Annotated in this window: 18 protein-coding genes and 1 pseudogene; 15 read left to right on the top strand and 4 right to left on the bottom strand. The window is 61.4% G+C overall.

Going from position 1 to position 19,723, the window contains the following annotated elements; genetic code table 11:
* From G454_RS0101715 to G454_RS22010, 3 genes are all read left to right on the top strand, one after another.
* Nucleotides 1-326: phosphoribosylaminoimidazolesuccinocarboxamide synthase (locus tag G454_RS0101715; RefSeq protein WP_027717199.1), on the top strand; the 326-nt coding region annotated here is incomplete at its 5' end.
* 308 nt (nt 327-634) lie between these two features.
* Nucleotides 635-1,177, top strand: coding sequence for a helix-turn-helix domain-containing protein (locus tag G454_RS20745; protein ID WP_211229906.1), 543 nt, complete (start codon nt 635-637; stop codon nt 1,175-1,177).
* Nucleotides 1,153-1,515 carry a zinc ribbon domain-containing protein gene (locus G454_RS22010; protein WP_035106471.1) on the top strand — a complete coding sequence of 121 codons (363 nt, stop codon included), beginning with the start codon at nt 1,153-1,155 and terminating at the stop codon, nt 1,513-1,515. The genes G454_RS20745 and G454_RS22010 overlap by 25 nt, the downstream gene beginning before the upstream one ends.
* Nucleotides 1,516-1,821: 306 nt before the next feature.
* On the opposite strand, the gene G454_RS17250 is transcribed toward G454_RS22010, so the two are convergent.
* Nucleotides 1,822-2,664: a polysaccharide deacetylase family protein gene (locus G454_RS17250; protein ID WP_084413188.1), complete on the bottom strand. Its 843-nt coding sequence runs from the start codon at nt 2,662-2,664 to the stop codon at nt 1,822-1,824.
* A 325-nt stretch (nt 2,665-2,989) separates the two neighbouring features.
* Here G454_RS17250 and G454_RS0101735 point away from each other — a divergent pair, with 325 nt between their 5' ends.
* Genes G454_RS0101735 through pyrF form a run of 4 tightly spaced genes read left to right on the top strand, consistent with a single transcriptional unit; the run spans nt 2,990 to nt 7,310 of the window.
* A complete protein-coding gene (locus G454_RS0101735; protein WP_027717201.1) occupies nt 2,990-4,795 on the top strand; it encodes an FAD-dependent oxidoreductase in 1,806 nt (601 codons plus the stop codon).
* 47 nt (nt 4,796-4,842) lie between these two features.
* Nucleotides 4,843-5,643: a dihydroorotate dehydrogenase electron transfer subunit gene (locus G454_RS0101740; protein WP_027717202.1), complete on the top strand. Its 801-nt coding sequence runs from the start codon at nt 4,843-4,845 to the stop codon at nt 5,641-5,643.
* 2 nt (nt 5,644-5,645) lie between these two features.
* The gene (locus G454_RS0101745) at nt 5,646-6,578 is read left to right on the top strand and encodes a dihydroorotate dehydrogenase (protein WP_027717203.1); all 933 of its coding nucleotides are present in this window, start codon (nt 5,646-5,648) and stop codon (nt 6,576-6,578) included.
* A 3-nt stretch (nt 6,579-6,581) separates the two neighbouring features.
* Complete coding sequence (gene pyrF / locus G454_RS0101750; RefSeq protein WP_027717204.1) at nt 6,582-7,310, top strand: orotidine-5'-phosphate decarboxylase; 729 nt, start codon at nt 6,582-6,584, stop codon at nt 7,308-7,310.
* A gap of 21 nt (nt 7,311-7,331) precedes the next feature.
* Here the strand turns inward: pyrF and G454_RS0101755 are convergent, their stop codons facing one another.
* Nucleotides 7,332-7,532, bottom strand: coding sequence for a small, acid-soluble spore protein, alpha/beta type (locus G454_RS0101755; protein WP_027717205.1), 201 nt, complete (start codon nt 7,530-7,532; stop codon nt 7,332-7,334).
* A 78-nt stretch (nt 7,533-7,610) separates the two neighbouring features.
* Complete coding sequence (locus G454_RS0101760) at nt 7,611-7,946, bottom strand: EamA family transporter (protein ID WP_027717206.1); 336 nt, start codon at nt 7,944-7,946, stop codon at nt 7,611-7,613.
* Nucleotides 7,947-8,003: 57 nt separating this feature from the next.
* Here G454_RS0101760 and pyrE point away from each other — a divergent pair, with 57 nt between their 5' ends.
* From pyrE to bioB, 7 genes and pseudogenes are all read left to right on the top strand, one after another.
* Nucleotides 8,004-8,582, top strand: coding sequence for an orotate phosphoribosyltransferase (gene pyrE / locus G454_RS0101765; RefSeq protein ID WP_035106560.1), 579 nt, complete (start codon nt 8,004-8,006; stop codon nt 8,580-8,582).
* A gap of 143 nt (nt 8,583-8,725) precedes the next feature.
* Nucleotides 8,726-9,196: pseudogene (locus G454_RS17255) on the top strand (alanine racemase).
* Between the two features lie 150 nt (nt 9,197-9,346).
* Nucleotides 9,347-10,552 carry an RNA-guided endonuclease InsQ/TnpB family protein gene (locus tag G454_RS17260; RefSeq protein ID WP_245574275.1) on the top strand — a complete coding sequence of 402 codons (1,206 nt, stop codon included), beginning with the start codon at nt 9,347-9,349 and terminating at the stop codon, nt 10,550-10,552.
* 282 nt (nt 10,553-10,834) lie between these two features.
* Nucleotides 10,835-11,899 carry an 8-amino-7-oxononanoate synthase gene (bioF, locus tag G454_RS17265; protein WP_245574276.1) on the top strand — a complete coding sequence of 355 codons (1,065 nt, stop codon included), beginning with the start codon at nt 10,835-10,837 and terminating at the stop codon, nt 11,897-11,899.
* A gap of 68 nt (nt 11,900-11,967) precedes the next feature.
* Nucleotides 11,968-12,708, top strand: coding sequence for a dethiobiotin synthase (gene bioD / locus G454_RS0101790; protein WP_027717209.1), 741 nt, complete (start codon nt 11,968-11,970; stop codon nt 12,706-12,708).
* A 27-nt stretch (nt 12,709-12,735) separates the two neighbouring features.
* Nucleotides 12,736-14,103: an adenosylmethionine--8-amino-7-oxononanoate transaminase gene (gene bioA, locus G454_RS0101795; protein WP_027717210.1), complete on the top strand. Its 1,368-nt coding sequence runs from the start codon at nt 12,736-12,738 to the stop codon at nt 14,101-14,103.
* 21 nt (nt 14,104-14,124) lie between these two features.
* The gene (gene bioB / locus G454_RS0101800; protein WP_027717211.1) at nt 14,125-15,090 is read left to right on the top strand and encodes a biotin synthase BioB; all 966 of its coding nucleotides are present in this window, start codon (nt 14,125-14,127) and stop codon (nt 15,088-15,090) included.
* Here the strand turns inward: bioB and G454_RS17270 are convergent.
* Nucleotides 15,020-16,825 carry an Rqc2 family fibronectin-binding protein gene (locus G454_RS17270; RefSeq protein ID WP_211229897.1) on the bottom strand — a complete coding sequence of 602 codons (1,806 nt, stop codon included), beginning with the start codon at nt 16,823-16,825 and terminating at the stop codon, nt 15,020-15,022. The genes bioB and G454_RS17270 overlap by 71 nt on opposite strands.
* Before the next feature lie 129 nt (nt 16,826-16,954).
* Here G454_RS17270 and G454_RS0101810 point away from each other — a divergent pair, with 129 nt between their 5' ends.
* A complete protein-coding gene (locus G454_RS0101810; protein ID WP_027717212.1) occupies nt 16,955-19,699 on the top strand; it encodes a cation-translocating P-type ATPase in 2,745 nt (914 codons plus the stop codon).
* The last annotated feature ends 24 nt before the right edge of the window (nt 19,700-19,723 follow it).

Consider the following 19,723-nt stretch of genomic DNA (forward strand, 5'->3'; position numbering starts at 1 on the left):
TGGGCGACCCCATGGTTAACGAGGACCACATTGCCGTGCTGGGGCTGGCCGCGCCCGAGGAGCTGGGCATCATGAAGCGGCTGGCCCTGGCGGTCAACGAGATCCTGCGGGACTACCTGGCCCAAAGAAACCTCATCCTGGTGGACTTCAAGCTGGAGTTCGGGCGCCACCACGGGGAAGTCATCCTGGCAGATGAGATTTCCCCCGACACCTGCCGCTTCTGGGACGCCCGCACGAAGGAGAAGCTGGACAAGGACCGTTTCCGCCGCGACCTGGGCGGCGTGGAGGAAGCCTACCGGGAGGTATGGAGCCGGCTGGTGGGCTAGGGCTCTAAAATTTCCAGAGCGAGCAGTGAAAATGTCAGATGAAATTCGTCAGTGAATTTGTCAGGGCGTGTATAATTTTTAGAGAAATGGGGAGCGCGAGGGGGCTGTAATCCCCCTCAATTTATTGAGGGGATACGACGAGCAATTTTGCTGCGTTAGCTCTTACCCTTTCCAGTAAGCTCCCGAGGCAAAATTGCTCGTCGCACGGACCCCCTCGCTCCGGTATTTACGCCTGGCACAGGAAGTGCTACCATATACCCGGAAGGTAAACGAGATGGAAAAGATCCTTCCTCACGGCTAAGCTCAAGCTGGCTCCCACGCCCGAACAGAAGGAGTGGCTGTGGGAGATGAGCCGCTGTGCCACCAGACTGTACAACCTGGCCCTGGAGCAGCGGCGCTGGCACTGGTTGCGCTACCACCACACCAGGCCGGGCATCACCTACGCACAACAAAACGCCCAGCTGGTGGAACTTAAAGAGGCTTTTCCGGAGTTCAAGGTGCTCTACAGCCTGGTGGCCCAGGAAGTGCTGCGGCTGGTGCAGAAGAACTTCAACTCTTTCTTCGGGCGGCTGAGGAGCCCGCGGGCAAACGGCCGGGAGGAAACGGCCCGCCCGCCGCGGTTCAAGAGCTCCCGCTATTTCTTTACGCTTTGCTACGTCCAGAGCGGGTTTGCCCTGGAGGGCGGTAGGCTGGTGCTTTCCGGCGGGCAGGGAAGGCGGGAGCGCATAGCCATAGCAGGAGCAAGGTGGTCGGCAAGCCCGACAAGCAGGGCATGGTTTCGAAGGATCCTGCCAAAGGGAAGGGTAACGCAAAAATCAACCGCGCGGTGCAGAACGACTGGCCGCTGGTGAAACTCCTCGGCCGCCTGTCCTACAAGTGCCACCTGCGGGACAGGTACGCGAAGAGTGCCGACGAGCGCTACAGCACCCAGCGGTGCAGCCGCTGCGGGCACCGGCAGAAGCTCGGCCCCTCGGTGCGGGTTTACTGCTGCCCTAAGTGCGGGCTCATAGTGGGCCGTGACGAGAACTCTGCCGTGAACCTGCTCAACAAAATCCTTGCCGAGTTGGCCCGGCCGCCGGTTAAGCCGGAAGGCTTCACCGCGCGTGCCGTGTACCGCCGCGCCCCTTGGGGAAGGTGGTATACGGAAACCTCCAGGGTACATAATATGGCCCTGGCCTCCGGAGCCTAGCCGCTCCCGGATGCTCCCCAATTTATTGGGGGGAGGAGGTCACACGTGCAAGATATAAATGGCTTGTACTTTATGGATGATCTTTAGCGGGTCTACGGGGGTGAGCGGGAGTAGCACCCGCCTTTTCTTTTTACCGCAGGTATTCGAGCAGCTTTACCTTCAGATGCGGAGCATGCCTTTACATGTTCCTCTACAGGGTGTATGTGACCCATTCCAGGTGAAAGAGGGGGAGCTGCCTAGACCCTATTGGACCTTACGACCGACAAAACCTAAGAAATACGGCTAGTTAGGCTAAAGGAGTGCTTTTCATATCCTCATTAAAGCCAGTAGGACCGGCCTGGAAAGGCTAGGGTAGAGGGCAAAAAGGGCCATGCCCCCTCCTCCGGCGGGGGTAAGGAGGGAATGGGTTTTGATCTCCCGCAGGAGCCTTTCCGGAGTCATGCGGGGGTTGCCGGCATTGATACGTAAAATGGTTCCCCCGGAAAGGGTGTAGGGGGTAATGGTCCCCCGGTGAATGTAGTAAAAGTACTTGTAACCCACCGCGCGGGCAATTTCCACCGCTTCGGGGCTGGCCACGCCGTACGGCCAGGCCAGGTGCTCCACGGGCCGGCCCAGCTCCTTTTCCAGAATTGTTTTGGCCAGGAGGAGGTCTTCTTTAACCCTGGCCCGGTATTCCTGCGGCGTTTCCCGGCGGCCTGCTGCCTCCAGCCAGAGCGGTTCGCATACTGCCGGCTTTAAATTTACCCTGCCCAGCACGGAGCGCGAGACCACAGCTTTGTGGTGGCTGTCGTAGGTGTGGGACTGGAAGCTCATGCCGTGGGCTTGCATTTCGCGCATTTGGTCCCAGGAGAGCTTGGGGAGCTTATCCTTTTTGTCCCCCACCCTGCTGACAATTACGAAGCAGGTGGCCGGCATGTTTCTCCTCTTGAGCTCCGGGTAGGCCTGGGTGTAGAAAGATTCATAGCCGTCGTCAAAGGTAATGACCACCGCCTTTGAGGGCAGCTCCTCCCCCAGAGCCAGGTGGCGGGCCAGCTTTTCGGTGGAGATTACCCGGTACCCTTCTCTTTCCAGGGCCTCGAGGTGTGCCCTGAAGAGCTGGGGGGTAATGGTGGAGCTGGACTGCTGGGTGGCGCTGATGTGGTGGTACATCAGCACCGCAACCCCGGAATGCGGGGGCAGGCTTTTGGCGACCGGGGGTAAGGGCTGGGCTGCAAGCCCGAGAAATACAAAAGGAAAGAAGAGCTTACCGAGGGTTGACCAGAGGCTCCCCCATACCGGCCAGGAAAGCAAAGGCACCCTATCTTCCCTCTCCCTGCGTTGTCTGGGCAGTGCCAACAACCCGATCTCTAGGTTAGCAGCACCCTCCCCGGCTTGTAAAGACGAAAAAATTCGTTGCCTGCCCCGGGAAGGATATTTTATACTACAAGGGGTAACTTTTGGCGGAAAAATGCGAAGGAGGTCTAAAAGCGCGGGGATGAGGGCGGCAAAACTGGCGGTTTTGGTCTTTCTGGCGGTTTTCTTCCTTGCCGGTTGCCGGAAAGAGGCTGCTCCGAGGGCCTATTCCCTCCCGGAGGAGGCAAGCTTTGATGTTGTTGTGGCCGGTGCAGAGCCGGAGGGCATTGCGGCAGCGGTTTCCGCCGCCCGGCAGGGTGTCAGCGTGCTCCTGTTGGATCACCGGGATAAGGTGGGGGGGCTGTACACGCTGGGCTGGCTGAACTTTATTGACATGAACTACGGCCCCCACGGCGATCTGGTAACTAAAGGGACCTTTGCTGAGTTCTACCATCAGGTGGGCTCGGCTTCCTTTGACGTGGAAAAGGCCGAAAAGGTTTTCAACCAGATGATTGGCAGGCACCCCAACATTTCGCTCTCCTTAAACACGCGGGTAGTGGAGACGTTGGTGGAAGGGGGAGCCATAACCGGGCTTAAGGTGCAAAGGGACGAGAGGTTTTCCCTCATCCGCGCGCGCCGCGTCATCGATGCCACGCAGGACGGGGATGTGGCCGTGATGGCCGGCGCTCCCTACACCGTGGGGGCGCAGGACATCGGGGAGCCCGCCCGCCGCCAGTGCGTAACCCTGGTCTTTCGGGTGAAAAACGTATCCTGGGAGAAACTAAAGGAGGCGGCAAGCAGGGGGCAGGTAAAGGGAATAGTCTCCGGCCGGAACGCCTGGGGCTTTCACGAGGTAGCCGAGAAGTACCGCCCCTCTACTCCCCGGTTGCGCCTGCGCGGCTTAAATATCGGCTTGCAGAGCGACGGCACGGTGCTTATCAACGCCCTGCAGATCTTTGGCGTGGACGGGCTGGACCCCCGTTCTAGGGCCGAGGGGAGGGAACTGGCCTTAAAAGAGCTGCCGCTCATCATCGCCCACCTCCAGAAGCACCTGCCGGGCTTTGAGAAGGCGGCCCTGGACGGCGCCGCCCCCGAGCTTTACGTGCGGGAGACGAGGCACATCCAGTGCCTCTACCAGCTGGACTTAAACGATGTGGTCTTCAACCGCGATTTTCCGGACCGGGTGGCCATCGGCTCTTACCCGGTAGACGTGCAGGCCACGTCCCCCGCCGACACGGGTTTTGTCTACGGCAAGCCCAAGATGTACGCCATACCCCTGCGGAGCCTGGTGCCCCAGAGGGTGGATAACCTTCTGGTGGTCGGTCGCGCGGCGGGTTACACCCACCTGGCCGCCGGGAGCGCCCGCGTGGTGCCCGTGGGTATGGCCGAAGGCGATGCCGCCGGCGTGGCCGCCGCGCTTTCCCTCAAGCTGAACAAGACCATCCACGCCCTGGCTGCCGACCAGGAAGCCGTGGCCAAGGTGCAGGAAATACTGAAAAAGCAGGGGGCTTATCTGGAGCCAGTGCAGGTTCCCAATCCCCTGGCCGGCCACTGGGCCTTCCCGGCCCTGGAATTTGTCAACCGCTGGGGGCTGATCTGCCCCGGTTACGAAAACGACTGGGGCCTGGAGAAGCCCCTCGGAAAGGCCACCATGTACAATATGGTCGCCAACGCCGTGAGAAGGGCCTTCCCGGAAAAGTACCGGGCCGCTTCCCTGGAAAAGGAGTACGCCAGTAGCCAGCCCATCAGGCGGTGGGAGGCGGCCAGACTGCTGCTTTACTGGCTGGACGGTTCTGCCCCCGGCGACCCGCGGGAGGCGGTGCGCCTGGCCAAAGAAAAGGGCCTGCTGCCCGTGCAGCACGCGGGTGAGGACCCCCAGCAGCAAATTACCGGGGCGGAGGCCTACTACGGTATACACCGCCTGTGCCTGGCCCTGCAGGGCAGGTAAAACTACCCGCGCGGTGAGGTGCCTTGCAGCAGCACGAGACACCGGTTTTGCAGAACAAAAAGGTGGGCTTGGACGTATACCGCATGGAGCTCTTTGCTCCGGATGTGGCTGCGCAGGCCCGCCCCGGACAGTTCCTGCACGTTTCCGTGCACACCAAAGGCCGGGGATCGGACTGCTATGACCCTCTCTTGCGCCGCCCCCTAAGCGTGCACGGGGTGGATGTCAAGCGGGGGGCGGTGGCCCTCCTTTACCGGGTGGTCGGGAGGGGTACCGCCCTCCTGGCCCGGGTGAAGGAAGGGGAGCTGCTGGACGTGCTCGGCCCCCTGGGCCGGGGCTTTAGTTTGCCCCCTGCGGGGAGCCGGGTGGTCCTGGTGGCCGGCGGGATGGGCGTGGCCCCCCTGTATTTTTTGGCGGAGGAATTGCTCCGTTTTGGCCACGAGGTTCACTTCCTGGCGGGGGCCAGGAGGCTGGAAGAGCTTTACCTGCTCGGAGATCTGCTGGCCCTGGAGGAGAAAAGGCCTTCCTTCAAGCCTTCCTTTGCCACCGATGACGGCTCTTACGGCTTTTGCGGCCCGGTGACGGGGCTTTTAGAGGTCCTCCTGGCCGCCGTAAAGGTGGACAGGGCCTACGCCTGCGGGCCCCGGCAGATGCTGCGGGAGGCGGCGGGGGTGCTCGCCCGCTTTGGCGTGCCCGGTGAGGTATCCCTGGAGGAGCGCATGGGATGCGGGGTTGGGGCGTGCCTTTCCTGCGCCTGCCGGGTCAGAGAAGCAGGGGGGTTCTCCTACCGCCGCGTCTGTGCGGACGGGCCGGTTTTTGCCGCAGAGAGCGTTGACTGGGAGGATAGGTGAAGGTGGCCAAACCCAGCCTGTCGGTGGAAATTGCCGGCATTAAGATGAAAAATCCCGTGGCCGCCGCCTCGGGTACCTTTGGCTTTGGCCTGGAGTATGCTCCTTTTGTGGACTTAAACCGCCTGGGGGCCGTTTTTGTAAAGGGGATCACCCGCTACCCCCAGCCGGGAAATCCCCCGCCGCGCCTGGTGGAAACCCCGGCAGGAGTCCTTAACGCCATAGGCCTGCAAAACCCGGGCGTGGAGAAGTTCGTGCAGGAGATACTGCCGGCCCTAAGGCCGTACGACCTCCCCGTCATCGTAAACATTGCCGGTACCACGGTGGACGATTACGCCTTTGTGGCGGCCAGCCTGGACGGGCTTCCCGGGGTGGCCGGGCTGGAAATAAACATTTCCTGCCCCAACGTTCGTCATGGCGGCATGGCCTTTGGGGTGGACCCTGCCTCTGCGGCCCTGGTGGTGGGTGCGGTGAGGGAGGTTACCGGCCTGCCGCTCATTGTCAAGCTGACTCCAAACGTCACGGACATCGTGGCCGTTGCCGGGGCCGTGATGGAGGCGGGGGCCGACGCGCTCTCCATGATCAACACCCTGCTGGGCATGTCCATTGACGTGCGCCGCCGCAGGCCCGCGCTGGCCAACATCACGGGCGGCCTCTCCGGACCGGCCATACGCCCGGTGGCCGTGAGGGCGGTTTGGGAGGTGTACCGCGCCCTGAAGGTGCCCATCGTGGGCATGGGGGGCATTGCCACCGCCCAGGACGCCCTCGAGTTTATCATGGCCGGGGCCACGGCGGTGGCGGTGGGTACGGCCAACCTTTTTAACCCGCGGGCAACGGTGGAGGTAATTGAGGGGTTGGAAAGGTTTTTAGTTGAGGAGGGCATAGGGGACATCAGGGAGCTCATCGGGGTGGCCCACGGCGAAAGGGGTGCGCGCTAGCAGTTGGAAGGAATCAGGGAAAGGTTGATTGTGGCCCTGGACGTGGACGAGGCCTCCCGTGCCTGCCGCCTGGCGGAATGCTTGGCGCCCTGGGTGGGTATGTTTAAAGTGGGAATGCAGCTTTTTTACGGCCAGGGGCCGGCGGTGGTGGAGGCCCTGCGGCGCACGGGAGCAAGGGTATTTTTAGATTTAAAGCTGCACGACATCCCCCGCACGGTGGCCGGCGCCTCCCGCGTCCTGGCCCGCCTCGGGGTGAGCATGTTTAACGTCCATGCCGCCGGGGGAGCGGAAATGATGCGTGCGGCGGCGGAGGCGGCCCGGGAAGAGGCGGCGGCGATGGGTTTACCGCCCCCGCTGGTCCTTGCGGTTACCGTCCTCACCAGCATCGACCAGGAGGCCTTTGCGCGGGAACTCGGCTTCGGGGGTCGCATCTCGGAGAAGGTGGTGGCCTGGGCGCTTTTAGCCAGGGAGTGCGGGCTGGACGGCGTGGTGGCCTCCGCCCGCGAGGCGGCGGCCATCCGGCAGTCCTGCGGCCCGGACTTCCTGATCGTGACGCCCGGCATCCGCCCGGCGGGGGCCCCTGCCGGCGACCAAAAGCGCGTGGCCACGCCTGCCGAAGCCCTGAAGGCAGGGGCAACGCACCTGGTGGTGGGGCGCCCGGTGACCGAGGCCGCAGATCCAGTGGAGGCCGTAAAGGGCCTGCTGGCCGAGATCAAGGATTCCTGGGGTTGAAAATTTAAAAGGGTACGCCCGTTAAGGGCGTACCCCGGGTCCGTACCGCCCCTCCATGAGAGCCCGCTCGGCTCGCTCGATGGCCAGCCGGACCAGGTTGCCGCAGTTCCGCGAGGAAACTCCGCCCCAGCCCTCTTCGCGCACGATGTCGGCCACCCCAAGCTCTTTGGCTAATTCGTATTTCAGCCTGTCGGACATTACTCCGCGGCGCCTTCTACTCATTAGCCTACCTCCTTTCCGGCGGGCAAGGGGCAGTACTACCCGCATTATTAATGTGGCCGCCCGCTTTTATTGTTATTCTCAGCCAAGGGCGGCGCTGGCAATCCAGACGCCGACGACGATCAGCGAAATGCCGGTTACTTTGGCGGGAGTCAGCGGCTCGCCCAGCACAACGGCTGATCCCAGGAGGACAAAGACAAGGTTGAGGGCCAGCACGGGGTAGGCGTTGGAAAGGGGCAATTTTGATAATACGATGAGCCACAGCCCGAAGCCCAGCGCGTAAAACAGGACTCCCAGGAGGATCTTTCCTATGCCGGGCCAGACCTGCCCGCTGGTGTAATGCCCTACGCCGATTTTCAGGCAAATTTGGCCCGTGGAGCCCAGCAGGGAGGAAATTACGGCCAGTATGTAGCCCATGACAAAAACACCCCTTGGACGTGGAGGTAAAAAGCGGTGCTCAGCCGGCAGGAAATTATGACCATTTTTGCCAAGACAGGCGCCCTCTTAACGGGTCACTTCCTGCTTTCCTCCGGGCGCCACAGCGACCGCTACTTCCAGTGCGCTCTGGTCCTCCAGCATCCCTCCTATGCCGAGCTGCTCTGCCGCGAGCTGGTGCGCAGGCTGGATGTGGGGAGGGTGGAGGCGGTCGTCGGCCCGGCGCTGGGAGGGATCATCGTCTCCTACGAGGTAGCCCGTGCCCTGGGGGTGAGGAGTCTCTTTGCGGAGAGGGAGAACGGCAGAATGACCCTGCGGCGCGGTTTCAGCCTTTCACCCGGTGAAAGGGTGCTGGTGGTGGAAGATGTGGTAACCACCGGCGGCTCGGTGAGGGAAGTGCTGGAAGTGGTGCGGCAGTCCGGGGCGGAAGTGGCGGGCGTGGCGGCCCTGGTGGACCGCAGCAACGGCAGCGTGGATTTTGGCCTGCCCTATTACGCCCTGCTCACCCTCCCGATGGCCAGCTACCTTCCCCAGGAGTGCCCGCTCTGCCGCCGGGGAGAGCCGCTGGTTAAGCCCGGAAGCCGCCCCCTGGGAGCCGGCGGAACCCGGGCGGGGTAAGGCCGTCGCCCCTGGCCCCTGTGGCGGCACCACCCCTAACCTTTTTATACCACAGAAAGCCGGTTTTTGTAAGAATCCCGACGGGGAGTGGGCTGGCCATGACAGGAAATGTTCTTTTGCGGCCCGTATAGGCAGAGGGGGACTTGGAAGCCATAGCCCATAACGTAAGCCAGCTGCGCGCCTTGCTTTCCCCTGGAACCAGGTTCTGCGTCGTGGTAAAGGCGGACGGCTAGGGCCACGGCGCGCTGCCCGTGGCCCGGGTGGCCATGGCCAACGGCGCGGACTACCTGGCTGTGGCCATTCTGAAGGAGGCCCTGGCCCTGCGGCGGGCTGGCATAAGCGCGCCCCTCCTGGTGCACGGTTACACTCCTCCGGAGCAGGTGCACCTCGTGGTGGAAAACGATCTCACCCAGACCGTGTTTTCCCTGGAGGTTGCCGGGGCCCTTTCGGGAGCGGCGGTAGCCGCGGGGAAAACAGTAAAGGTGCACGTGAAGGTGGATACGGGCATGGGGCGCATCGGCGTGCAGCCTGCCGAGGCGCCTGAGTTTGTTTCTGCCGTGGCGGCGCTGCCGGGGATCCACCTCGAGGGCGTCTTTACCAAAAACCGCCGCTGAAGGCCCCGGCTTTTAAGCCTGGGGATGAAAGCGGCAGCCGGGTGTGCTAAAATAAAAGCATGAGGCGAACAAACGTTGTCCGGGTTTTGCCCGGCAAGCAACAAAGGCAAGCGCTCGAAACCATCGGGGACCGCTGCGCTGCCCTCTGGAATGCCGTCCAGTACAGGTGCAGACAGGCCTTCTTCAAGGGTGAACCCGTGCCTTCCTACGAAACCCTGTGCTCCGAGTTCAAGGAACACCCGGCCGTATCGTGCCCTGCCCGCCCACATAGGGCAGGAGGTCATCAAAAAAGCAAGGAAGGCGTGGGATTCGTTCTTCGCGCTCTTGCGGCTGTACCGCAAGGGCGAACTGGGGAGGCCGCCGCGCATACCCCGCTACTGGAAGGACCGCCGCACGGGAAGGCGCACGTTTTGCGTCATCCCCGTCAAGGCGCCCACGTCCTACGCGTTGAACTCCCGCACCCTCTCCCTCACACTACCGCGGGATCTCCGGGAAAAGCATGGAGGCCGCCTGGTCCTGCACACGAAGGGTGTCTTGCGCTTCCACGGTACCCCCAAAACCCTGGAACTCAGGTACGACCGCGTGAAGAAGCGCTGGTACGCCCATCAGGTCGTGGAAGTGCCGGAACCAGCAAGAAAAACCCGGCCCGAGAAATGCGCCGCTTTAGACCTCGGCGCTAGGGTACTGGCAGCCCTAGCCATCGAAGGTGTAAGCCGCCAGATTCTCTTCTCCGGTCGCAAAGTCTGGAAAGACTTCCTGTACTGGACGAAGCGAATTGCAGAAGAGCAGGCAAGGCTTGCCCGGGCCGGGCGTAAAACCTCCCGGCAGTTGAGGAAGCTCTACCAAACTCGCGCCCGCAGGCTCAGACACGCTTATCTGGCCCTGGCCGCGGAAATCGCACGCACCCTGAACCAGCACCGCGTAACCACGCTGTTCATCGAAGATCTGACGGGCATCCGGGAGGACATGGACTTCGGGCCGAAAAACATCCTGGTGCACAACTTCTGGGCCGTGAGACAGCTGAAAAACCTTATCACAGCCGCCTGCGCCCGGGCCGGGATAAAAGTCGTTCCCGTCGAACCGCGCGGGACCTCTTCCAGGTGCGCCGTCTGCGGCTCTCCCACCGGGCGTCCCGTCCGGCACAAGGCGGTGTGCAAAAGATGCGGCCGCGTCTGGCACGCCGACGCCAACGCGGCACTCAACATACTGCTTTTGGGCTCCTCGAAGGGGCACGGGGCGGAGGCCACGCAATTGCCACCGCTCGCCTTCCGGTGGAACCACCACCGCTGGGTAAGCCGCTTCGAATCTGCCGCCGGTACGCTGTATGCGGCGAGCGGCAGCCGGATGGCGGCTTAAAACCGCCTGAAGGAATCCCCGAGCTTTAGCTCTGGGGGGAAGTCAATTGGAATAAATTCCATATTTTTGGCGGCAATGTAAACTCAAGGAGGAATTGTGGTTAACAATATAGAATTAATTGTACCAGGCTGATTTCAAGGTTTCCCCTGGGAGGAGGGGGGAGGGGCTTGCTTTATTACCAGCTGGTGCAGGAGCTAAATATGCTAAAAGAAGCTCACCTTTACCGCCAGTTACCCGGGCCGTTGGAAAGTGCTTCTGGCTCCCGGGTGGTGGTTGGGGGGCGTGAAATGCTGCTTCTTTCTTCAAACAATTACCTCGGGGCTGACCAATCACCCCCGTGTTAAGGCGGCGGCCATAGAAGCCATTGAGAAGTGGGGAACGGGCAGCGGCGGTTCCCGCCTGACTACCGGGAACTTCAGGCTACACCGTCAGCTGGAAGAACGCCTTGCCCGGTTTAAGGGCACCGAGGACGCGGTGGTCTTCAATACCGGGTACATGGCCAACCTGGGTACCGTTTCCGCCCTGGTGACTCGGGGCGACCTGGTGGTAAGCGACGAGCTGAACCATGCCAGCATCATTGACGGTTGCCGCCTCAGCCGGGCCACGGTAAAGGTGTACAGGCATAAAGACCTGGCCCACCTAAGGAACATCCTTTCTGCGGAAAGGGCCGCCTGCCGCAGGTGCCTGATCGTTACCGATGGAGTTTTCAGCATGGACGGTGATGTAGCTCCGCTGCCCGAGTTATTAGATTTAGCAGAGGAGTTTCAAGCCCTGCTGATGGTGGACGACGCTCACGCTACCGGGGTGCTTGGAAAAAAGGGAGCTGGGACGGTGGAATATTTTGGTCTCGAAGGCAGGGGCATTATCCAAATGGGAACCTTAAGCAAGGCTTTGGGTGCTGAGGGGGGATATGTGGCCGGTGATGCCGCTTTAATTGATTACCTGCGCAACCGGGCCCGCTCCTTTATCTTTTCCACTGCTCTCTCACCGCCCGTAATTGCTGCCGCTATGGCGGCTCTAGATGTCCTGGAGGAAGAGCCTCACCTGCTTACACAGCTTCACGCTAACGTCCAATTTCTCTACCAGGGTTTAAAGGAGATGGGTTTTCAAGTGCTACCTACAGAGTCGGCCGTCATCCCACTGATGGTGGGAGATGCTCGCCAAGCCCTAGCCCTTTCGGCCAAGCTGGCCGAGAGGGGCGTGCTTGTACCGGCCATCCGCCCGCCCACAGTGCCGGAAGGCACCAGCCGTTTAAGGATTACCGTAATGGCGACCCATACCCCGGAAGACCTGCAGTGGGCCCTGGACGCCTTCCGGCAGGCGGGGGAGAGGCTGGGCTTTTTTTGAGTACGAGGGGCTAAGGCCTGCCAATATGCTATAGGCTACCTTTCATCAGTGCTGGAGGGGCAAGAACCATGGATGATGTAACAAGCAAGGGATTTTTGGTTACCGGTACCGATACCGGTGTGGGCAAAACGGTAGTCACTGCCGGCTTGGCAGGCGTTTTTTGCCGCCATGGCCTTGATGCCGTGGCCATCAAGCCTGTGCAGAGCGGGGCAAGGCTGGAAGACGGGGAGTTGGTCCCAGAGGATGCTCTTTTCTACCGCCTGGCTACCGGCCTGACCTACCCTCTTGAGCAGTTGAACCTCTACCGCTTTGCCCCTGCGGTATCACCTCACCTGGCGGCTGAACTCTCCGGGCAAAAAGTGGATCCCCGGCGGGTGGTGGATTTTTGTCAGCAGGCTCTTTTGCGCCACCAGGTAACCCTGATAGAAGGAGCCGGGGGGCTTTGCGTGCCCCTGTCCGGCCCGCATTTTACGGTGGCCGACCTGGCACGGGACCTCTCCCTGCCCTTAATTGTGGTAGCCAGGATTGGGCTGGGCACCATTAACCACACCGTGCTTACCGTGGCCTATGCCAGGAACATAGGCCTCAGGGTGGCGGGAATTATTTTTAACAGCTTAAGGCCCGGGGAGGCCGGACCTGTCGAAAGGGATAACCCCGGGGTTATTGCCGAGATGACCGGTGTGCCAGTGCTGGGTATTTTGCCCTACTTACCGGGCGTGAGCGTTGAACAGGGGACATGTGAGGGATTGGTGGAAGCAGTAGAAAAACACGTTCTCTGGGGCGAATTGCTCACCTACCTGAAGTCTTAATCTAGCCATATTTGGAGGTGCCCAACATTGGTTAAATATGATCCCTCCCTCTTAGAACAGTGGGACAAGCAGTACGTTTGGCATCCCTTTACCCAGATGCGCCAATACCTCCGGGAAAAACCGCTCATCATTGACCGGGGTGAAGGCAGTTACTTAATTGACGTGGAAGGCAACCGCTACCTGGATGGGATCTCCTCCCTTTGGGTGACCGTGCACGGCCACTGCCACCCGGAATTAAACCAGGCCATCAGGGAGCAACTGGACCGCATTGCCCATTCAACCTTGCTGGGTATTGCCAATGTCCCCTCTATCTTGCTGGCAAAGAAACTGGTGGAAATTACCCCACCTGGTTTAAACAAGGTGTTTTATTCCGACAACGGGGCCACAGCCGTGGAAATAGCCTTGAAAATGGCCTTTCAATACTGGCAGCAAAAAGACGGGGGACGATACCGCAACAAGACCAAGTTCATCTCCCTGGTTAACGCCTACCACGGTGATACCATTGGCTCGGTAAGCGTAGGCGGAATACCCCTTTTTCACGGCATTTTTAAACCCCTGCTTTTTGAGTGCCTGCATGCCCCTGCTCCTTACTGCTACCGCTGCTCCCTAGGCCTTATAAGGGAAAGCTGTCACATGGCCTGCCTGGACCAACTGGAAGAGTTAATGGCCGGGCACTGCGAGGAGGTTGCTGCCCTGATCATTGAACCCTTAGTACAAGGGGCGGCCGGGATGATTACGGCTCCCGATGGGTTTTTGCGCCGGGTAAGGGAACTGTGCACCAGGTACAACATCCTGCTCATAGCTGACGAGGTGGCTGTTGGCTTTGGCCGCACGGGGCGGCTCTTTGCCTGCGAGCATGAAGAGGTGGCCCCTGATTTAATGTGCCTGGCTAAAGGTATCACCGGAGGCTACCTTCCCCTAGCTGCCACCTTAGCCACCGATGAAATTTACGAGGCTTTCTTAGGAGAGCCGGAAGAGTGTAAGGCCTTTTACCACGGGCACACCTATACGGGCAACCCTTTAGCCTGTGTAGCTGCACTGGCCAATATTGAGCTGTTAGAAAAAACAAACCTACTGGCCGCTTTGCAAACCAAGATAGAGCTTTTACGGCGCGGCCTGGAGAAGTTTTGGCAATTGCCCCACGTGGGGGACATCCGCCAGCGGGGAATGATGGTGGGCATTGAGCTGGTGGTCGATAAAAGCACAAAGGAGCCCTACCCCATGAGAGAACAAATAGGTCACCGGGTTATTTTGGAAGCTCGTCGGCGGGGACTGGTCATCCGCCCCTTGGGCAATGTGATCGTGCTCATGCCCGTGCTCTCCATGTCTTGCGAAGAGTTGCAGCGGGTGCTGGAAATTACCTATGAATCCATAGCGGCGGTAACCGGCAGGTAAGCGGGGGAGGGGGTTAAATCTATGCGTGCCATCAGGGAAAAAGTGCTTTCCGGTGAAGGTCTATCCTGCGAAGAGGCCCGGGAGCTGGCCGGTTGGCCGTTGGAAAGACTGGGGGAGTTGCTGGAACTTTCCCGCCAGGTGCGGGAGCGCTTCTGCGGCAAGGAAGTGGAACTTTGCGCCATTATCAACGCCCGTTCAGGGCTGTGCAGTGAAGACTGCCGCTTTTGCGCCCAGTCCTCCCGCTACCAAACCGGGGTGGAAGTATACCCTCTCATTGGGCCGGAGAAGGTCCTGGAAAAGGCGCGGCGCATGGAAGCCGCGGGGGTAAAGCGCTTTGCCCTGGTTACCAGCGGCAGGGGCATTGGGGAAAGGGATTTCGCGCGGGTGCTGGAAATTTACCGCGCGCTGCGGGCCGAAACCGGTCTTGAGCTGTGCGCGTCTTTAGGCATCATCGATGAAGATAAGGCCCGGCGTTTGAGGGAAGTGGGGGTGACCACCTACCACCACAACCTTGAGACCGGCAGGAGCTATTTCCCCCAAGTATGCACCACCCACACCTTTGAAGAGAGGGTGGCGACCATCCGGGCGGCCCGGGCCGCAGGGTTAAACGTGTGCTCCGGAGGGATCATCGGCCTGGGAGAAAGCATGGACCACCGCTTGGAGATGGTCTTTGAGCTGCGGGAGTTGAAGGTGAGGTCGGTGCCGGTAAACATTTTAAACCCCATCCCCGGAACACCGCTAGCCGGCCAAAAGCCCCTGCCCAGGGAGGAGATCCTCAAGACGCTGGCCCTCTTTCGCCTGATCATACCCGAGGGGGTTTTTCGGTTATGCGGCGGACGCGAGCCGGGGCTGGGAGAAAGGCAGGCGGAGGCCCTCGTGGTGGCCGCAAACGGGCTTATGGTGGGCAATTACCTTACTACCCGCGGTCAGGAGATCCGCCGGGACCTGGAGATGATTGCGGCGGCGGGTTTAAGGGTTGCGGTTTAACCAAAAGGGTGCGCTGGCCCGTATAGGTGACGTAACCCGGGCGGGCCCCCCGGGGCTTGCGCACGTTTTTGACGGACGTGTAATCCACCGCCACCTTGGGGGACTGGCGGGAGCGGCTGTAGTACGCGGCCAGGGAAGCAGCCTCCAGCAGGGTGGTTTCCGGCACCTGCCGGCCCTGGGCGCGGACGATAACGTGAGAACCCGGCACGCCCTGGGCATGAAGCCAGAGGTCCTCTCCCCTGGCCAGGCGGGTAAGCAGGTAGTCGTTTTGCTTGTTGTTTTTCCCCACCAGGATGGTGAACCCGTCGCTGGAGGTGAAGACCAGGGGCTGCGGCCCGGCCTGCTCCCTTTTCTTTTCCTTTTCTTTTCCTGCCGGTTTTATATATCCCTGTTCTTCCAGCTCCTGGCGGATTTCGGCCAGCTCTTCCCTGGTGGCGGCGAAGTTTATGGCCGTTTCCACCCCCAGCAGGTATTCCAGCTCGAGGGCACAGGCGGCAAGCCTTTTTTGGGCTTCCTCCACGGCCTGCTTGGCCTTGGCGTATTTTTTAAAGTAGGCCTGGGCGTTTTCCAGGGGGGACAGGGCGGGATCGAGGGGAATGGTAAGCGGCTTTCCCTCGGGGTCGTAGAGATTTTCCACTTCCGCTTCCTTTAACCCTCTTGAGAGGCGGTGGAGGTTGGCCATGAGCAGTTCGCCGTACATCCTGTACCGGTCGGCAGCGGCGGCGGCAGCCACCCTTTCCTCCTGAAGGGAGATGACCTCCCGGAGGCGCTTGGTTTCCCGCTTTACCACCGCCATGAGGGACTGACAAAGCCTCGCCCGCTCTTCCCTTTCCTCAACGGCCCCGTAAAACAAATCAAGCAGCAGGTTCATGGAGCCGTGGCGGCTGGACGCAGGCTGCAGGTGGGTCAGCTCAAGGGCTGCCACCTCCACCGGGTTTCCCTCGCCGTCAAGCAGGAGGGAGGGAGAAAGCTCCCCACAAAGAACCTGCAGGGTTACCTGTCTGGCCGTGAGCCACAGCCTGGAGAGCTCGTACGCACCGCAGTGTTCCAGGGCGATATCCACGGGGAACCCGGCCCGGTAGACTATCTCCCGCGCCGTGGGCAGGCTGATCCCGTGGAGGCACTGCTGGAGGGCGTGGGCGGCAGGCATATCCAGGGAGCCTTTGAGCAGGCAACGGTAAAAGCTTTCTTCCCCGGCCTCCAGGGGGTCGAGCTTTGGCGGCGCGGGCGGGGGAACGTACTCCCGCCCGGGGAGGACCTCCCGGTGGCGGCTTACGGCGTGGGTGTAGCGCTTTACGGCATCAATGATGCGGTTCGAGCCGGGATCGATGAGGAGGATGTTGCTGTGGCGTCCCATGACTTCGCAGATAAGTTCCCGCGGCGCGGGCTCTCCCAGTTCATCCCATCCCTGGATGCGGATGGTGAGGACTCTTTCCAGGCCCGGCTGGGAAACCTCCTGGATACGCCCACCCTCCAGGTGCTTGCGCAGCACCATGCAGAAAAGGGGCGGTGAAAGGGGGTTTTCCCTGGCCCTGGCAGTGAGGTGCACACGGGCGTTTTGGGGGTGGGCGGAGAGCAGGAGGCGCTGCTTGTTCCCCTGGCAGTGGATGACCATGAGTACCTCCAGGGGCGAGGGCTGGTAGATGCGCTCGATGCGCCCCCCCGTAATTTCCCTTTCCAGTTCCCGGCGCACGGCGGCCATTACCAGGCCGTCAAAGGGCATGTCCCTTACCACTCCCGCTGTTTGATGGCTACAAGGAGAGTTTACCACCTCCGGCTGTCCTCCTCAAGGCACGGTTATTTCTACCAGGAGGGCGGCATATTTTTTTAGGGGACAAACATCCAGCGGTAGGGGTGATAGGTGTTGCCGGAGCAATGGCATTCCCTGGCGGTGGAAGAGGTGGCCGGGCTGCTGGGCACGCACCCGGTGAGGGGCTTGACGGAAGGGGAGGCAAGGGAAAGGTTAAAGCGCTTTGGGCCCAACGAGCTGCAAAAGCCGCCGCGGCCTGGCTTGTGGCAGCTGTTCTCCAAGCAGTTGAAGGACTTCATGGTTTTGGTTTTGCTGGGGGCAACGGTTGTGTCCGGGCTGCTGGGTGAGTACGCCGACGCCGTGACCATTATTGTCATCGTGCTCTTAAATGCCTTCCTGGGCTGCCTGCAGGAGTACCGCGCCGAGCGCTCCATGGAGCTCTTGAGGGAAATGGCGGCTCCCGAGGCCAGGGTGATCAGGGAGGGTGCGGAAAAGAGGATTGGCGCCGCAAGCCTTGTTCCGGGAGACCTGGTGCTCATAGAAGCCGGTGACAGGGTGCCGGCGGACCTGAGGTTGGTGGAAGTGTCCAACCTGGAAGTGGAGGAGTCCGCCCTGACCGGGGAGTCTCGCCCGGTTGGAAAAATCGTAGAGACAATTGCCGGTAGGGTTACTCCCGGGGATGCGCGCAACATGGCCTACATGGGAACGGTGGTGACGCGGGGCCGTGGCAAGGGGATAGTGGTCGCCACGGGTATGGCGACGGAAATGGGCCGCATTGCCACCCTGATAAAAGAAGCGGGCAGCGAGGAAACCCCCCTGCAGCGCCGCCTGGAGCAGCTGGGCCGGTGGCTGGTGGCCTTTTGCCTTTTTATCTGCGCCCTGGTGGTGGCCTCGGGCATTTACCGCGGCGAGCCTGCCTACCAGATGTTCCTGGCAGGGGTAAGCCTGGCCGTAGCCGCCATCCCCGAAGGCCTCCCGGCCATTGTCACGGTGGTGCTGGCCCTCGGTGTGCAGCGCATGATCCGCCGCCAGGCCATTATCCGCAGGCTGCAGGCGGTGGAGACGCTGGGCTGCGCGACGGTAATTTGCTCCGACAAGACCGGCACGCTGACCCAAAACGTGATGACGGTGCGCCGCGCGCTGATCGGCAGCGTTCCTGTAGAAATCTCAGGCGAGGGGTACGACCCTAAGGGTGAGATCATGCCCTCCCAACCCCTTCACTCCCAGGATCTTTATTGGTTTTTAAAGGTGGCCGCCCTCTGCAATAATGCCTCCTTGCAACGCGGCGAGGTTGGCGTGAAGGGGCTCTGGCGCGGCCTGGCCTGCCGCGAAGCACTCCTCTGGTCGGTCGGCGGGGATCCCACCGAGGGGGCCTTGCTGGTGATGGCCGCCAAAGGGGGGGTGTGGAGGGAAGTCCTGGAGAAAGAGGAGCGCCGGGTTGCAGAATTCCCCTTTGATGCCGAGCGCAAGCGCATGTCCGTGGTTTACCGCCAGGGGGACGGTAGCCTGGTCGCCTATGTAAAGGGCGCGCCGGACGTGGTGCTGGAGCTTTGCTCCCACCAGATGGTCCGCGGTCGAGTGGTGCGCCTGAGCGAACAGGACCGGAGGGAAATACTGAGACGTAATGCGGCCATGGCTTCCGATGCGTTAAGGGTGCTGGCGCTGGCCTGGCGCAGGCTCCCCTCAGGGGGGCAGGTGCTTGCCGAAGAGGAGGTGGAGAGGGAGCTGGTTTTTGCAGGGCTTGCCGGGATCGTCGACCCCCCGCGCCCGGCGGCGGTGGCAGCCGTGCGGCGCTGCCGCCAGGCGGGCATAAAGGTGGTGATGATTACCGGGGACCACTACCTCACGGCAAGGGCGGTGGCCAGGGAACTGGGGCTCCTGGAAAGGGAGGGGCGCATCCTAAAGGGGACCGAGCTGGACCAGATGGACGACGAAGAACTGGGCCGGGTGGTGGGTAAGGTGGCCGTTTACGCCCGCGTTTCGCCGCGCCACAAGCTGCGCATTGTGCGGGCGCTGAAGAAGGCCGGCCATGTGGTGGCCATGACCGGCGACGGCATCAACGACGCCCCGGCCATCAAAGAGGCCGATATTGGCATTGCCATGGGCTTAACGGGAACCGATGTGGCCAAGGAAGCTTCCTCCATGATTCTCGCCGACGATAACTTTGCCACCATCGTGGCGGCGGTAGAGGAAGGGAGGGGCATTTACGACAACATCCGCAAGTTCATCCGCTACCTGCTCTCCTGCAACGTGGGGGAAGTGCTGGTCATGCTCCTGGCCGTGCTGGCCGGCCTGCCCCTGCCCCTTTTGCCCATCCAGATTCTCTGGATGAACCTGGTGACGGACGGCCTGCCGGCCATGGCCCTGGGCCTGGACCCCCCGGAAAGGGACCTCATGGCCAGGCCGCCCCGTGACCCGCGGGAAAGCATATTTGCCCACGGCTTGGCCTGGCGCATTCTCGGTAGCGGCGCGGCCATTGGGCTGGGCACCCTTCTGGTTTTTGCCGGCTTCTATGCGGGGAACCCGTCCAACCTGGACCTGGCCCGCACGGCGGCCTTCAACACTCTGGTTCTCTCCCAGCTGTTCTTTGTCTTTACCTGCCGCTCGGAACACCATGCCGTCTGGGAAGTGGGGTTGTTCTCCAACCCCCACCTGGTGGCGGCGGTGCTGTGTTCGCTGCTCTTGCAGGTGGCGGTCACCTATTTCCCTTTTCTGCAGCCCGTTTTCCGCACCGTCTCCCTGGAAGCGGGGCACTGGGGGATCATCGTTCCCTTTGCCTTGGCCCCTTCCCTGCTGGGCACTTTTTTCCATCACCTGCAGGTAAAAGTGCGGGAGAAGGTTACCTACCTGCGCGTTTAAGGGCGGGGGCGACAATTGTCCCCT

Source organism: Desulfovirgula thermocuniculi DSM 16036 (assembly GCF_000429345.1).
GTDB lineage: Bacteria > Bacillota > Desulfotomaculia > Desulfotomaculales > Desulfovirgulaceae > Desulfovirgula > Desulfovirgula thermocuniculi.